Consider the following 15,197-nt stretch of genomic DNA (forward strand, 5'->3'; position numbering starts at 1 on the left):
GCCCGGCTGACGATCGCCCAGATCAGCGCCGCGTTGACACGCGCGCGGCGCCGCAACATCGCCGGGAAGGCGGCGGTGATCCAGGCCGCTCTGCGCGCCGAGCACCTTGCCCAGCCTGATGTCGTGGTTGGCGCCTACGCCGCCTCGGTCCAGGCGCTGCTGGCGGTCCTGACCGTCCTGGACGCTCAGGTCAAGGTCTTGCAGGGGCAGGTCGAGGCCTATTTTGGGCGGCACCCGGCCGCTGAGACCATCCTCTCCCAGCCTGGTCTGGGATCGGTTCTCGGTGCCCGGGTGCTCGCAGAGTTCGGCGACGACCCGAACCGCTACACCTCGGCCAAGGCCCGCAAGAACTACGCCGGGACCTCCCCGATCACCCGCGCTTCGGGCAAGAAGAAGGTCGCCTTGGCGCGGTTCGTGCACAACGACCGGCTCATCGACGCCTTGATGAGCCAGGCACAGAGCGCGTTGCTGCACTCGCCCGGCGCCCGCGCTTACTACGACCGGCAGAAAGCCCGCGGCGCCGGCCACAACGCCGCACTGCGGCAGCTCGCCAACCGACTCGTCGGCATTCTCCACGGATGCCTCAAAACCGGCATCGTCTACGACGAGCACACTGCCTGGCCGCATCACGCTGAGCACGTTGCTGCTTGACATCTACACTCCTGGGATGTCTTTCGAGTGCCGTTCCGGGCGCAAGAAAGAAGCCCTCTCCGGCGGACCGGAGAGGGCTTCTTCGTGAGCAGCGGGCGGCTCGGTCAGCGGTAGCTGCGGCGGCGGTACCAGACCCGCCTCGGGCCGGGCGCGCCGATGCGCGTGATGACGTCGGTCAGCACCGCGCCGATGACGAGCCAGATGACCGCGGCCAGGCCGTCGTTGCAGAAGACCCGGAACTTCTCGGAGTCCGGCGTGAAGAGGTCGCGCAGGCCCAGGGAGACGCCGGCCGACCATTCGGAGATGAGGTGCGCGAAGCCGTTAGCCGCGTTCGCCTCGCCGAAGACCAGCACGATGTGCACGGCGAGGACCAGTGCGAACACCGCGCACACGAGGTGGATGAGCGCGTTGACCGTGCGCACGATCCGGAGGCGGGCGGGGGTTCGCTCCACGACTTCTTCGGTGGCGGCGGGTTCGTACCGCGGATCGTAGGGCTGCTCCGGGGGAGGGGGATACGGCATCGTCGGCGCCGTCCTTTCGACAGTCCTCTGTGGACGGATCTGGGGCGTGCGGTGCCAGGGGGAAGTACCCGGTGCCGGGGCCGGCAAACCCGGTGTTCCGTAAACTTCCGAAACATGGGGCATGATAGGGTACTTTGCGGAAATCGAGGAGGGTCATGGCGCAGGAGGTCTACTCCGTCGAGCAGGTCGCTACGCAGCTCGGGCTGCACGTCCGGACCGTCCGGAACTACGTGCGGGACGGGCGGCTGAAGGCGGTCCGGATCGGCAAGCAGTACCGGATCACCGCGGCCGACCTCGCGGCCTTCACCGGGCTCCCGGCCGCCGCGCCGGCCGTCAAGAAGGCGGACCTGTCGGGCGTGGTCGAGATCGAGGACGTCGACCGGGCGACGGCGGACCGGATCGCCACCCTGGTCCACGCGTCGCTGCAGGGACCGCAGTCCCTGCGCGTCGAAACGATCTACGACAAGGAGAAGTCTCTCCTGAAGCTCATCGTGCTCGGCGACCTCGCGGCCGGCGCGGACCTGCTGCGGATGGTCGCGGGGTTCGTCGAAGGCCTGGGCTGAGCCGGGCGGCTGAACCTCGCCCGGGGCGGGCAACCCGGGCCGCCACGGCACGTCCAGGTGATCATGAGACTCCTCCGGCGTACGGCACTGACGCTGTCCGTCCTCACCGCCCTGGCCGTCCCCGCCTCGCCCGCTTCCGCGGAAACCGTTGTCCCGAAAGGGTTCCAGCCCGCGTCGACGAGCTGGACCGGCCCGGACACCGGCTACGTCCTCGGCTACTCTCCCTGCGCGAAGTCGTGGTGCCCGGCGCTGCTGGGCACGACCGACGCCGGACGGCACTGGCGGCGCCTCGGCGCGCCCTCGATGCCGCTGCCGGACAACCACAACCACGTCGCGCTGACGTTCGTCGGCGATCGCGTCGCCTACGTGAGCGACGGCGTGCACGTGCGGACGACGCGGGACGGCGGCGCGACCTGGCACCCGGTCGGCCTCGTCGACGCGCGGGAACCCTTCTACGTCTCGAAGATCACCGAAACCGGCGGCCGCGTGTTCGCCGTACTCAGCACCTACGGCGAGGGCCGCGGCTCGACGCGGCTGTACTCGGCGGCCGCCGGCTCGCCGGTGCTGGTCCCGATGCCGGGCTTCGCGGTCACCGGGGACATCACCTACGGCGACGTCGCCGTCGGCGGCGGCCTGCAGATCGCGCTCGGTGCGAACTACGGCGACGAGAAGTACTGGACCTCGCGTGACGGCGTCCGCTTCACCCCGGCCGCGCCGCCGTGCCCGACGGGGACGGTCGCGTCACTCGCCGGTGTCCGGGACAAGCAGGTCGTGGCGTTGTGCAGCAGCAGTCCCGGCTCGCCCCAGCCGGGCTCGACGGAACGGAGCCTGCGGCACGCGCCGCGCCTGGGCGGGACGTTCAGCGGCACCGACGCGGCCCCGGTCGTCGGGATCACGCAGGGCTTCGGCGCGGCGTCGCCGGCGTCCGCGACGATCGCGGCGGAGGGCGGCGGCGTCGGCTTCCTGCACCGCACGACGGACGGCGGACGCACCTGGACGACGACCGTCCTCTCGGAACGCGGGCTCAGTCTGACCGATCTGGACTTCCCGGGCCGCGGCACCGGGGTGGTCGTCGACGGCCAGCCCGACGCGGCCGACGGCTCCGCTGTGTACCGGTCCACGGACGGCGGAACGACGTGGCACGAACTCCTGTTCGGCTGATTGTCCCTGGCAGGCAAGGCCCTTGCGCGGTTCACTTGATGAACGCCATGTCGTAGTCTGAGCACTGTCCGTTGCCGGACACGGTGGCCGAGCCCGGGGCAGGGGCTCGTCCGCCGCTCGACGAGGGAGAGTCGATGACGCCTGGGGACCTGCGGTCCGGGGCCGAGGGAGGCGCCGCCGCCCTCGATTTCAGCAAGGCCAGCTTGGCCCGGCTGTCCGACGCGTTGCTCGGCGGGCACGACCACTACGAAGTCGACCGCGAAGCGATGCGGCGGCTCCTGGCGATCGCGCCCGGCGCACGCGCGATGGCGAAGGAACACCGCGACTGGCTGGTCCGCGCGGTGCGGTTCCTGGCCGGAAAGCGTGGCCTCGACCAGTTCCTGGACCTGGGCTCGGGCATGCCGACCGCGGAGAACACCCACCAGGTGGCCCAGCGGTACAATCCGGACGCGCAGGTGGTGTATGTCGACATCGACCCGGTCGTGCAGGTGCACGGGCGAGCATTGCTGGAGGAGAACTACCTCACCCACGTCACGGGCGCGGACCTGACGAAGCCCGCGGAGACCCTGGCCGACCCGGTCGTCCGGGAGCACCTGGACTTCACCCGGCCGGTGGCGCTGATCCTGACGTCGATCGTGCACCACATCGACGACTACGACCGGGCGAAGAAGATCGTCTCGGAGTACGTCGCGGCGCTCGCTCCCGGGTCGTACCTGCTGCTCACGCACAACTTCGACCCGGAAGAGGACTCGCCGCGCCAGGAACTGGCGCGGTTGCTGGAGACCAGTTTCCAGGGCACCGGGCTGGGCAGCGTCCACCGGTCGCGGGAGCAGATCGCGTCGTTCTTCGACGGCCTCGAACTGCTCCGGCCGGGATTGGTCTACCTGCACGAATGGTGGCCGGACGGCCCGCGCATCCACTCGTTGAGCGAATTGAACTTCCTGACGCTGGGCGGGGTCGCCCGCAAGCTGTGACCGAGCCCGGCACTTTCACGTGAAAGTGCCGGGCTCGGGGCGAAAAAGATCAGGCGGCGTTGAAGGTGTCCGGGTCCGGACCGGTGCGCTCGTCGCGGTTCAGCGGCGTCAGCGACTCCACTTCCTCCTCCGTGAGGGTGAACTCGAACAGGTCAAAGTTTTCCTGAATCCGTGACGGAGTAACGGACTTCGGGATCACCACGTTGCCCAGCTGCAGGTGCCAGCGCAGCACGATCTGCGCGGGCGTGCGGCTGTGCTTGACCGCCAGTTCCGCGACGATCGGGTCGCCCAGCAGCGAGCCGCCCTTGGCGAGCGGGCTCCACGCTTCGGTCGCGATGCCGTGCTTCGCGTCGAACTCGCGGACCTCCCGCTGCTGCAGGTACGGGTGCAGTTCGACCTGGTTGAGCGCCGGGGCGACCTCGGCGTGCTCGAGCAGCCGCTCGAGGTGCGCGGGCTGGAAGTTGGACACGCCGATCGCGCGGACGCGGCCGTCGGCGTAGAGCTTCTCGAACGCCTTCCAGGTGTCGAGGTACTTGTCGCGCTCGGGCGTCGGCCAGTGGATCAGGTACAGGTCCAGCTGCTCCAGCCCCAGCTTCTTCATGCTGGAGTCGAACGCCTCGAGTGTCGCGTCGTAGCCCTGGGCGGAGTTCCACAGCTTGGTGGTGATGAACAGCTCGTCCCGGGCGACGCCGGACTCGGCGAGGGCCTGGCCGACGCCGGCCTCGTTGCCGTAGACGGCGGCGGTGTCGATGCTGCGGTAACCCGCTTCGAGCGCGGCCTGCACCGCGGCCTTGGTCTCGGCGTCCGGGACCTGGAAGACGCCGAAGCCGAGCTGCGGCATCCGCACGCCGTTGTTGAGTTCGATCACGGGCACGCTGGTCACGAAGGTTCCTTTCGGTGGGTGGTTCATCGGGCGGGTACCCGTTCCCCGGGTTCGAAACTAACCCGGGACTTGCGATCGAGCAGGCCGGAGCCGAGCGCCACGGCCAGGCCGGCCGCGGCGAGCAGGGCGCCGATCCAGCTGGGGGCGGTGTAGCCGAGGCCGGACTCGATGGCCTGGCCGCCGAGCCACGCGCCGCCGGCGTTGCCGAGGTTGAACGCGGCGATGTTCGCGGCCGACGCCAGCGCCGGGGCACCTTCGGCCTTGGCCATCACGCGGGCCTGTAAGGGCGGCACGGTCGCGAAGCCGGCCGCGCCGAACACCACGATCGTGATGGCGGCCGGCACCTGCGCGTGGGCGGTGAACACGAACGCCGTGAGCACCAGGGCCAGCGCGGCGAGGATGACGTACAGGCTGGGCATCAGCTTGCGGTCCGCGGCCTTGCCGCCGAGCAGGTTGCCGGCGAACAGGCCGGCGCCGAAGAGCACGAGCAGCCAGGTGACGGCGCCGCTGGAGAAGCCGGCGACCTCGGTCATCATCGGCGCGATATAGGTGAAGGACGCGAACACCCCGGCGAAGCCGAGGGCCGTCGTCACCAGCGCGAGCCACACCTGCGGGCGCCGGAACACGGCGAGCTCGCCGCGCAGGCCCGCGCCCGGGGCGGGCCGCTGGTGCGGCACGAGCGCCAGGATGCCGATCGCGCCGGCCACACCCAGGGCGCTGACCACCCAGAACGTCGAGCGCCAGCCGAAGGCGTGGCCGAGCGCGGTGCCGGCGGGCACGCCGAGGACGTTCGCCACGGTCAGGCCGGTGAACATCAGCGCGATGGCGCCGGCCTGCTTGGCCAGGGCGACGAGCGAGGCAGCGACGACCGAGCCGACGCCGAAGAACGCGCCGTGCGCCAGGGCGGCGACCACCCGGCCGGTCATCAGCAGGCCGTAGCTCGGGGCCAGCGCCGAGAGCACGTTCCCCGCGATGAACAGGCCCATCAGCGCGACGAGCACGGTCTTGCGCGGCACCCGCGAGGCGAGCGCGGTGAGCACGGGAGCACCGACGACGACGCCGAGCGCGTAGCCCGAGATGAGCAGGCCGGCGGAGGGAATCGAAACCCCGAAGTCGCCCGCGACCTCGGGCAGCAGGCCCATGATCACGAACTCGGTGGTGCCGATCCCGAAAGCGCTGATCGCCAGTGCGAGCAGAGCGGCGGGCATGGACTTCCTTCTGGGTAGAGTGGTCAGCAGCGTCAGCAACTACGAGCGTCCGAGATAGTTGCAGACGCCGTATATTGCACAAGCTTGATGGTGCAGCGTGCAACGGTGTGCGTGCAAGCCGGGGAGAGGTGAACCGTGTCACTGGACGACGACGCCGTCGAAGCGCGCGCGCAGGGCTGGCGGACGCTGGCCGCGCTGCACGCGCGGATCGAGGACCGGCTGCAGCGCGCGCTCGAACGCGACCACGAGCTTTCGGTGAGCGAGTACACGGTGCTCGACGTCCTCGGCCGCCAGGACGGCTTCCACCTCCGGATGAACCAGCTCGCGAACGCCGTGGTGCTCAGCCAGTCCGCGACGACGCGCCTGGTCACGCGACTGGAGGATCGCGGGCTGCTGGCGCGCTACCTCTGCGCGGACGACCGCCGCGGGATCTACACCGAGGTGACGCCGGCGGGGCGGGCCCTGCTCACGGCGGCCCGCCCGACCCACGACACGGCGCTGGCCGAGGCTCTCGCCGAAGCCGAAGCGCTGCCGGAGCTCGCGCCGCTCGTCGGCGCCCTCGGCACACTCACGTTCCCCGGCGCCCGCACCGTCTGACCCGAGCGCCCCAATGTGGCGTTGGGTGCGCTGGACGCACCCAACGCCACATTGGGTGCGCTGGACGCACCCAACGCCACATTGGGGCGTTTGAGCTCAGGCACGCTGAAGGGCTCCTTCGAGGGGCGGGAGGCGACTTCCCGTGCCCTTGAAGGAGCCCTTCAGACCCCCGGTGAGCGAAACGTTCGTGGGACGCGTCCGTCCGAGGCCATGTCTAGCCGATCCGGGTTGTTCGGTGTCCGCGATCGGCTACCGAACAACAACGCCGAACAACGTCGTTACGCCGTTCAGGGGCAGCGCAAGTCAAGGACAGGGCGGCGCGTAGTCCAGGCCCGGCAGGCTCGCCGTCCACTCGTCCGGGGTGATGCGCGGGGCCGCGATCGCGCAGATCCGCTCGGCCGCGCGGCCGGGATCCGTTTCCTGCACCCGGACCGTGCCGTCCGCGATGGCTCCGGCGAGCGTGTGACCGTCCGGGGCGTACCGCACGGCGTAGACGCGGTCGCGTTCCTCGGGCAGGACCGCGCGCGGCGCCGCCGTGTCGACGTCCCACAACCGGATCGTGCGGTCGTAGCCGCCGGAGGCGAGGGTGTGGCCGTCGCCGCTGAACGACACCGCCATGACGATGTCCGTGTGCCCGGTCAGCACCGCTGCCGGGCGCGCGGGTGCGACGTCCCACAGCCGGACCGTGCGGTCGGCGCTCGCCGTGGCGACGCGCTTGCCGTCGGGGCTGAAGGCGATCGAGAAGATCGTGTCCGTGTGCCCTTCGAGCTTGGCCAGCGGCTTCGGCGCGCGCGGCGCCGAGACGTCCCACAGCCGCGCCGTGTGGTCCCAGCCCGCGGTGGCCAAGGTCCGGCCGTCGGGGCTGAAGGCGAGGGTGTGGACGTCGTCGGCGTGGCCCTCGAGCCGCGCGATCTCGACCGGGTGCGCGCGGTCGGCGAGATCCCAGAGCCGGGCCGTGTGCCCTTCGCCCGCGGTGGCCAGGAGCCGGCCGTCCGGGCTGAACGCGACCGCGTCGATGTCGTCGCCCGGCCGCGAAAACACCACCGGCGGCCCGGGTTTCGCCGGGTCGGTGATGTCCCGCAGCGTCATCGTGTGGTCCCAGCTGCCGGTGGCCAGCGTCCGGCCGTCGGGGCTGATCGCGACGCCGCAGACCGCGTCGCCGAAGCCGCCGATCGTGGCCAGGGGGCGCACCGTGCCCAGGTCGCGCAGCCGCACCGTCTTGTCGTAGCCGCCGGTGACGAGCAGGCCGCCGGGGCCGAAGTCCACGTCGCACGCCTTGTCCGTGTGCGCGGGGACGGCGGGCCCGGGCAGGTCCCAGAGCCGGGCGGTCTGGTCGTCGCTGGCCGTGGCCAGAGTTCTGCCGTCCCGGCTGAACACCGCCGAGCCGACGGCGCCGGTGTGCCCCGGCAGCGGCGCCAGCTCGCGCGGCCGCCGCGGGTCGGCGACGTCCCACAGCCGCGCGGTGCGGTCGAACCCGGTGGTCGCGAGGGTGCGCCCGTCGGGGGTGAACGCGACCGACCGCACGATCGCCTTGTGCGCGAGGAGCGCGGAAAGCTGCGCCGGCCGCGTCGGATCCGTGACGTCCCACAGCCGCGCGCTCTGGTCGGCGCTCGCCGTCGCGAGCGTGTGGCCGTCGGGGCTGAAGGCCACCGAGTGCACGACGTCGGTGTGCCCGGTCGCGACGCCGAGCGGGCGGCGGCCGGCGACGTCCCAGAGCCGCGCCGTCTTGTCCGCCGACGCCGAGGCCAGCAGCTTGCCGTCGGCGCTGAAGGCCAGGTTGTTGACGTACGACGTGTGCCCAGCCAGCTCCCCCACCTGCTTGCGGCTCGCGGTGTCGTACAGCCGGAGCGTGCCGTCGACGTCGCCGGTGGCCAGCAGGCCGGCGGGGCTGAACGCGACCGCGTACGCCTTGCCCTCGTGGCGTTCCACGATGACGCCGGGCCCGGGCCGGTGCGGGTCGGTGACGTCCCAGACCCGGACGGTCCCGTCGAAGCCCGCGGTGGCGACGGTCCGGCCGTCGGCGGCGAAGGCGACGTTGTTGACGTTGCCGGTGTGCCCGCTCAGCGTGGCGAGCGGCGCCGGGTGGTGCGGGTCGTGGACGTCCCACAGCCGGGCCGTGCCGTCCCAGCTCGCGGTGGCCAGCACCTGCCCGTCCGGCCGCAGGGCGACGGTGTTGATCCGGCCGGTGTGCCCGGTGAGCCGCGTCGAATACGGCGTCGCGAACATTCCGAGGACGGCACCGCGCGCGTCGGCGGCCGGGTCGAGGCGGTACGCGGCGAGCGCGAGCTGCGCGGCGAGCGCGGGGTTGGTGGCGCGCATGGCCAGCGCCTGGCCGGCGACCTTCTGGGCGAGCGCGCTGTTGCGCTGGCCGGTCGCCGTGGACTCGGCGCGCACCGCGTAGACCGTCGCGCCGACGGCGAAGACCAGCAGCACGGCCAAGAGCGCGACCAGCTGACGCAGCCGCCGCGTGCGACGCCGTTCGCGTTGCTGCTCGGCGTGCTCGACGGCGAGGCTGGCGTCGAGGAACCGCCGTTCCCGTTGGGACAGCACCGAGTCCTGGCGCGCGGCCCATTCCCGCGCGATCGCGAGCCGGGTGCCGCGGTAGAGCCAGCCGGGGTCGCGCTCGACCGATTCCCAGGCGTCGGTCGCCTCGGTGAGCTGCCGGTGCACGCGCAGGCCTTCGCGGTCTTCGGTGAGCCATTCGCGCAGCCGCGGCCAGCCGCGGATGAGGGCCTCGTGCGCGATGTCGATGCCGGTGTCGTCGAGGGTGACCAGCCGGGCCGCGGCCAGTTCGGCGAGGACGACGGCGGTGTCGTCGTCCTCGGTGTCGAGCTCGTCGCGGCTGAGCCGGCGCTTGGTGTCCTCGGTGCCCTCACCGAGCGCGGTCATCCGGAGGAAGATCTGCCGCGCCAAACGCTGCTGGCGCGCGGAAAGCGTGGCGAACGTGCCTTCGGACGTCTGCGCGACGGCCCGTTCGATGCCGCCGGTGGACTCGTAACCCGCCAGGGTGAGGGTGGTGCCGCGACGGCGTCGCCACGTCTCGAGCAGCGCGTGCGAGAGCAGCGGCAGCACGCCGGGCTGGCCGGTGGCGTCCGCGACCAGCCGGGACACCAGCGCGTTCTCGACGCGGTAACCGGCGTCGACGGCGGGGCGCGAGATCGCCTGCCGCAGCTCTTCGGTCGTCATCGGGCCGAGGAGGACCTGCGCGTCCTGCATGGCTTCGGCGAGGTCCGCGTGGCGCGCGCAGTGGGTGTAGAAGTCGGTGCGGATGCCGAGCACGACCCGGGTCCGGCTGGCGGGTTCGGTGGTCGCGGTGACCAGCGCGGCGAGGAACGCGGCGCGCTCGCCGGCGTCCTGGCAGAGCGTGAAGACCTCTTCGAACTGGTCGACGACCAGGACGACGTCTTCTTCGCCGCCGTCGGCCAATTGCCGTGCGGCGAGGCCGAGGTTGCGCGGGTGGGCGGTGAAGTCGTCGAGCAGCGCGCCGGGCGCGACACCGAGCGCGGCGGCGAACTTGACGGCGCACTCCTGCAGCGGCCGGGCGCCCGGGGTGAGCAGCACGACGTGGCCGCGGACGGCGGGGAGGAGGCCGGCGCGCAGCAGGGAGGACTTGCCCGAACCGGACGCGCCGAGGACGGTGAGAAAACGCTGTCTCGAAAGGCGTGTCGTGAGCTTTTCGACCAGTCGTTCCCGGCCGAAGAACCGGCTCGCGTCGGCGGCCCCGAATGCGGCCAGGCCGACGTACGGCGGCGATTCCCCCGCTTCCGGCTCGACTGGTGAATCGGCACCGCTCCGGTCGTCCGCGACCTCGTGCCAGCGCTTTTCCCAGTCATCGGGGGTGCCGCCGCAGGCGCGGACGTAGGCCAGAGTCACGGCCAGGCTGGGGAGTTTCCGCCCGCCGGCGGCCTCGGAGAGCGTGCCGGCCGAGTAGTGCGCGCGCCGGCCGAGCTCGCGGTAGGTGGGATTCCCGGCGCTCTCGCGCAATCGCCGGAGATCGGCGGCGAAGTCGGTGAGCAGGTCGTCCCCGGGATCCAGCGGTCGCTCCGGACGCGGCACCCGTCCTCCTTTGCGGTTCCGGTGCGCCACACGGTATCCGGTCGGACATCACTCAGAGGGAAAAGGCGGATTTCACAATCGGCGCCGGACTTCTTCCTGGTCGACGCCGAGCGCGGCGAACAAGTCCGCGGCCGGATCCGGCCGGGCCACCAACAACAGCGCCCGCAGCAGTTCCACCGGATCCCGGCGCCGCGGCACGCCGCGGATCGCTTCGTTGACCACCGCCCGGGCGTTCGACGTCAGCGCTCCCGGCGTCAGCTTCGCGCGTCGCCGGGGGGCGGATGCCGGGCGGAGGCCTTCGACGTCGATGCCCAGGGCCGTCAGGGCTTCGCGGTCCAGGCGGTCGAGGGCGGCGTGGGCCGCGGCCAGGTCGACGCCGAGGGCGTGGGCGCAGTCGGCGTTGTGGAGCAGGCCGAGCAGCAGGTGTTCGGTGCCGAGACGGCGGTCGCCGCGACGGCGGGACTCCTCCAGGGCCTCCGCGACGACCGAGGCGAACGGGCTCTTGGCGATCATCCGGCCCTCACTTCCCGTGCTTCGTGTGCACCGACTGCCGGGCCACGCCCAGGGCGTCGCCGATCTGCTCCCACGACCAGCCGCGGTCCCGGGCGTGCGCGATCGCCGCCGCCTCGACCTGCTCGGCGAGCCGGTGCAGCGCGCCGACGGCCCGCAGCGCGACCGCGGGGTCGGTTTCGGAAACCCGGCCCGAAAGCTCTTCCGCCTCCATGGCATGTCAGTCTAGCCTGACACAGGACGTCAGTTCAAACTGACAGAGCAGAAGGAGGCGTCATGGATGTCGCAGTGATCGGAGCGGGCCCGGTGGGCCTGATGCTGGCGGCGGAGCTGCGGCTCGGCGGGGTCACGGCCGTGGTCCTCGACCGGCGAGCGACCCCGGACGAGCGGCCGCGCGCGAACGGGCTCGGCGGCCGGATCGTCGAGCAGCTGGACCACCGGGGGCTGCTCGAGCGGTTCACGGCCGCGGCGGCCTTCGCCGGGCCGTTCCCCGGGTTCCCGTTCGGGCCGGTGCCGCTGGACTTCACGAAGCTCGGCAAGCCGCCGCTGCGCGGGCTGATGCTGCAACAGCCCAAGATGGAGACGCTGCTGGCCGAACGCGCCGTCGAACTCGGCGTCGAGATCCGGCGCGGGCACGAACTCCTGGACGTCGACACCGTTCGCGGCCCGGACGGCGAGTACCGGCTGGCCGCGAAGTACGTCGTCGGCTGCGACGGCGCGCACAGCCGCGTCCGCGCACTGGCCGGCATCGGCTTCCCTGGCACGACCGACGACGAGCTGCTGCGGCTCGGGCACTTCCGGACCGACCAGCCGTTCGACCTCTTCACCACAGCTCACGGTCTGCAGCGGGGCTGGAATCGCCGTCCGGCCGGGCGGGTGCTGGTGACGTCGCTGACGCCGGGCGTGGTCATCGCCGGCGTCCGCGAGGTGGCGCCGGAGCCGTCCGGCGAGCCGACGCTCGGCGAGTTCCGCGAGAGCGTCCGGCGGGTGCTCGGCGCCGAACTGCCGCTGGGCGAGCCGCTCTGGCTGTCGCGGACGGTCAGCCAGGCTCGGCTCGCCGAGCGCTACCGGGCCGGGCGGTTCCTGCTGGCCGGCGACGCCGCGCACGTCTTCCCGGCCGGGGGCTCAGCGCTGAACGTCGGGCTGCTGGACGCCGTCAACCTCGGCTGGAAGCTCGCCGCCGTCGTCCGCGGCGAAGCCGGCGACGACCTGCTCGACAGCTACCACGACGAACGGCACCCGGTGGCCGCGCGGACGGTGACCCAGACCCGCGTCCAGGCCCTGCTCGAACGGCTGACCGGCGAGGACGGCGACGCGCTGCGGACGCTCTTCGGCGAGCTGGCCGCGTTCGAGGAGCCGACGCGGCACCTCGCCGGGCTGCTGCGGGACGCCGACGACCTGCCGTACGTCCCCGATCTGGCGCTGACGGTCGACGGTGAGACGACTCGCGTGGCGGAGATCATGCGGGCCGCCCGGACCGTGCTGTTCGACTTCACGGACCGCGCCGACCTGCGGGAAGCCGCCGGATCGCGCGTGAAGATCGTCACAGCCACCTGTGCGGAGGCGACGGAGGACGCGCTGCTCGTGCGCCCGGACGGCGTCGTCGCCTGGCGCGGCGGCGATCCGGCGGCGTTGCGGGAAGTTATCGGCGCACCGGGGCGTTGACCCCGGTTGTGAGCTCACTGCCTGAAGTGCCGCTGTCCGTGCTCGATCTGTCCCCGGTGTCCGAGGGGATCAGCATCGGGGAGACGTTGCGCAACACCCTCGACCTCGCCCGCGCCACCGAGCGGCTGGGCTTCAACCGCTACTGGCTGGCCGAGCACCACAACATGCCCGGCATCGCCAGCTCGGCGACGGCGGTGCTGATCGGGCACGTCGCCGACGCGACCGAGCGCATCCGCGTCGGCTCCGGCGGGGTCATGCTGCCCAACCACGCGCCGCTGGTCGTCGCCGAGCAGTTCGGCACCCTGGAGGCGTTCCACCCGGGCCGCATCGACCTGGGCATCGGCCGCGCGCCGGGCACCGACCAGCGGACGGCGCTCGCGCTGCGCGGGCCGGGCGGGCTGTCGGCGGAGAACTTCCCGGAGCACCTGCAGGAGCTGATCGGCTACTTCACCCACTCGGAGGCCCGCGGGGTCAACGCCGCCGTCGCCGAGGGCAACCAGCCGCCGGTCTGGCTGCTGGGTTCGAGCGGCTTCAGCGCGCAGCTCGCCGGGCGGCTCGGGCTGCCGTTCTCCTTCGCGCACCACTTCGCCGCGGAGAACACGATCCCGGCGGTGCAGCTCTACCGCGACAACTTCCGGCCCGGTGCGCTCGACGAGCCGTACGTGATGCTCGGGACGTCCGTGGTCGCCGCCGAGACCGACGAGCGCGCCCAGTTCCTGGCCGGGCCGTCCGGCCTGACGTTCCTCAGCCTGCGCCGCGGCCGGCCGATCGCCATGCCGACGCCCGAGGAGGCGGCGGAGTACCCGTACACCGAGATGGACCGCGCGTTCCTCGCCGACCGCTTCGGCTCGAGCATCATCGGCTCGCCGGAGACGGTCCACAAGGGACTCCAGCAGCTCCTCGACGACACGGACGCCGACGAGCTGATGATCACGACGATGGTCCACGACCACGCGGACCGCGTCCGCTCCTACGAGCTGATCGCCGGCCTCAAGTCCTGACCCGTGACTGAAGGGTCGACACGCGTGATCCGCGGGTCGACACGCGTGACTGAAGGGTCGACACGGCGTGGCGTTACCGGTGCCGCCGTGTCGACCTCCTGATCACGCGTGTCGGCTTCGCGATCACGCGTGTCGGCGTTCCGGACAACTCCGGCGAACACGCGTACTGGAAGGGTCGGTTCGCGTGCCTGGAGGGTCGGGTCGCGTGCCTGGACGGACGTCGCTCTTGCACATACCCTGCCGGGCGGGTCGTCCGGCAGGGTTGATGTGTCGTCCATTCGGGTAGACGTGGGTGCCGGGAATGGGCCGGACTGCGCAGGGGTGAACAGTGCTTGCGCCCGGGGCGGGAATTTCCTCTCCTCGGTTGACAACAAGATCCGGGCCGTTTGTCAGTAATTGACAAGAAATGCGCGGTTACCAGGCCGTGACCGCGTGATCATGCTCAAGTTCTTGTCTCCCAGCAGGGCCGTGGTTAGCGTACCGACCAGTAGGAAACGGCACGGTGACCCCCGAGACCGTGAATGGCCGACATGAGATAGCCCGTTCGGACCAGTTCATTTACTCACCTCGGGTGTATTCGTCGTGCCCGCGAAACACTGGGGAGGCACTCGAATGGCCGAACGGACGACGACGACGTCGTTCCCCGGGGCCGCCGCACTGCGGCAGACCGGGCGGCTTTACGCGCTCGGCCTCGACGTCGTCCGGCTGACGTTCCGGCGTCCCTTCCAGACGCGCGAGCTGATCCAGCAGTTCTGGTTCATCGCGAGCGTCTCGATCCTGCCGACGGCCCTGGTGTCGATCCCGTTCGGCGCGGTCATCGCGCTGCACATCGGGTCCCTCACCACACAGATCGGCGCACAGTCGTTCACCGGCGCGGCGAGCGTGCTGGCCATCATCCAGCAGGCCGCCCCGATCGTGACGGCCCTGCTCATCGCCGGCGCCGGCGGCAGCGCGATGTGCGCCGACCTGGGCTCGCGGACCATCCGCGAAGAGATCGACGCGATGGAGGTGCTCGGCGTCTCGCCGGTCCAGCGCCTGATCGTGCCGCGGGTGCTCGCCGCGATGGGCGTGGCGATCTTCCTCAACGGCATGGTGAGCGTCGTCGGCGTGCTCGGCGGCTACTTCTTCAACGTCGTCATGCAGCACGGCACCCCGGGCGCGTACCTGGCGAGCTTCTCCGCCCTCGCCCAGCTGCCCGACCTGTGGATCAGTGAGATCAAGGCGCTCATCTTCGGCTTCGTCGCCGGGGTCGTCGCCTCCTACCGCGGGCTCAACCCCAAGGGCGGGCCGAAGGGCGTCGGCGACGCGGTCAACCAGTCCGTGGTCATCACGTTCCTGCTGCTGTTCGTGCTGAACCTGGTGCTCACCACCGTCTACCTGCAACTCGTGCCGCCCAAGGGGAGCTGA

At 71.6% G+C, this 15,197-nt stretch carries 14 protein-coding genes; 8 read left to right on the top strand and 6 right to left on the bottom strand.

Features of this window, described 5'->3' with window-relative positions:
* Positions 1–651 (top strand): transposase (locus tag ACLJQZ_RS18350; RefSeq protein ID WP_410621201.1); only part of this gene is annotated, 651 nt, incomplete at its 5' end.
* A gap of 104 nt (positions 652–755) precedes the next feature.
* Here ACLJQZ_RS18350 and ACLJQZ_RS18355 read toward each other — a convergent pair.
* A complete protein-coding gene (locus tag ACLJQZ_RS18355; RefSeq protein WP_247055397.1) occupies positions 756–1,172 on the bottom strand; it encodes a hypothetical protein in 417 nt (138 codons plus the stop codon).
* Positions 1,173–1,327: 155 nt separating this feature from the next.
* Here ACLJQZ_RS18355 and ACLJQZ_RS18360 point away from each other — a divergent pair, with 155 nt between their 5' ends.
* From ACLJQZ_RS18360 to ACLJQZ_RS18370, 3 genes are all read left to right on the top strand, one after another.
* Entirely contained in the window at positions 1,328–1,735 is a 408-nt protein-coding gene (locus ACLJQZ_RS18360) for a helix-turn-helix domain-containing protein (protein WP_410621202.1), read from the top strand.
* A gap of 63 nt (positions 1,736–1,798) precedes the next feature.
* Complete coding sequence (locus ACLJQZ_RS18365) at positions 1,799–2,896, top strand: hypothetical protein (RefSeq protein ID WP_410621203.1); 1,098 nt, start codon at positions 1,799–1,801, stop codon at positions 2,894–2,896.
* Positions 2,897–3,030: 134 nt separating this feature from the next.
* On the top strand, positions 3,031–3,870 hold the full coding sequence (locus tag ACLJQZ_RS18370) for an SAM-dependent methyltransferase (RefSeq protein WP_410621204.1): 840 nt from the start codon (positions 3,031–3,033) through the stop codon (positions 3,868–3,870).
* A 49-nt stretch (positions 3,871–3,919) separates the two neighbouring features.
* Here the strand turns inward: ACLJQZ_RS18370 and ACLJQZ_RS18375 are convergent, their stop codons facing one another.
* Both ACLJQZ_RS18375 and ACLJQZ_RS18380 read right to left on the bottom strand, forming a co-directional pair.
* Complete coding sequence (locus ACLJQZ_RS18375; protein ID WP_410621205.1) at positions 3,920–4,753, bottom strand: aldo/keto reductase; 834 nt, start codon at positions 4,751–4,753, stop codon at positions 3,920–3,922.
* 23 nt (positions 4,754–4,776) lie between these two features.
* On the bottom strand, positions 4,777–5,961 hold the full coding sequence (locus ACLJQZ_RS18380; protein ID WP_410621206.1) for an MFS transporter: 1,185 nt from the start codon (positions 5,959–5,961) through the stop codon (positions 4,777–4,779).
* 135 nt (positions 5,962–6,096) lie between these two features.
* Between ACLJQZ_RS18380 and ACLJQZ_RS18385 the strand changes: the two genes are divergently transcribed.
* Positions 6,097–6,558 (top strand): MarR family winged helix-turn-helix transcriptional regulator, encoded by a 462-nt coding sequence (locus tag ACLJQZ_RS18385; RefSeq protein WP_410621207.1) that lies wholly within the window; start codon positions 6,097–6,099, stop codon positions 6,556–6,558.
* Positions 6,559–6,861: 303 nt separating this feature from the next.
* Here ACLJQZ_RS18385 and ACLJQZ_RS18390 read toward each other — a convergent pair whose 3' ends face one another.
* The 3 genes from ACLJQZ_RS18390 to ACLJQZ_RS18400 form a co-directional block, all read right to left on the bottom strand.
* Positions 6,862–10,593 carry a hypothetical protein gene (locus ACLJQZ_RS18390; protein WP_410621504.1) on the bottom strand — a complete coding sequence of 1,244 codons (3,732 nt, stop codon included), beginning with the start codon at positions 10,591–10,593 and terminating at the stop codon, positions 6,862–6,864.
* A 93-nt stretch (positions 10,594–10,686) separates the two neighbouring features.
* Positions 10,687–11,127 carry a Clp protease N-terminal domain-containing protein gene (locus ACLJQZ_RS18395; RefSeq protein ID WP_410621208.1) on the bottom strand — a complete coding sequence of 147 codons (441 nt, stop codon included), beginning with the start codon at positions 11,125–11,127 and terminating at the stop codon, positions 10,687–10,689.
* Between the two features lie 7 nt (positions 11,128–11,134).
* Positions 11,135–11,338 carry a hypothetical protein gene (locus tag ACLJQZ_RS18400; protein ID WP_410621209.1) on the bottom strand — a complete coding sequence of 68 codons (204 nt, stop codon included), beginning with the start codon at positions 11,336–11,338 and terminating at the stop codon, positions 11,135–11,137.
* A gap of 62 nt (positions 11,339–11,400) precedes the next feature.
* On the opposite strand from ACLJQZ_RS18400, the gene ACLJQZ_RS18405 reads away from it, so the two are divergent.
* The 3 genes from ACLJQZ_RS18405 to ACLJQZ_RS18415 all read left to right on the top strand — a co-directional run bounded on the left by ACLJQZ_RS18405 (position 11,401) and on the right by ACLJQZ_RS18415 (position 15,197).
* Positions 11,401–12,789 carry an FAD-dependent monooxygenase gene (locus tag ACLJQZ_RS18405; RefSeq protein WP_410621210.1) on the top strand — a complete coding sequence of 463 codons (1,389 nt, stop codon included), beginning with the start codon at positions 11,401–11,403 and terminating at the stop codon, positions 12,787–12,789.
* An 8-nt stretch (positions 12,790–12,797) separates the two neighbouring features.
* Positions 12,798–13,790, top strand: coding sequence for an LLM class flavin-dependent oxidoreductase (locus ACLJQZ_RS18410; protein WP_410621211.1), 993 nt, complete (start codon positions 12,798–12,800; stop codon positions 13,788–13,790).
* A gap of 612 nt (positions 13,791–14,402) precedes the next feature.
* Positions 14,403–15,197 carry an MlaE family ABC transporter permease gene (locus tag ACLJQZ_RS18415; RefSeq protein ID WP_247062143.1) on the top strand — a complete coding sequence of 265 codons (795 nt, stop codon included), beginning with the start codon at positions 14,403–14,405 and terminating at the stop codon, positions 15,195–15,197.

Source organism: Amycolatopsis sp. cmx-8-4, assembly GCF_046548675.1.
In the GTDB taxonomy this organism is placed as follows: domain Bacteria; phylum Actinomycetota; class Actinomycetes; order Mycobacteriales; family Pseudonocardiaceae; genus Amycolatopsis.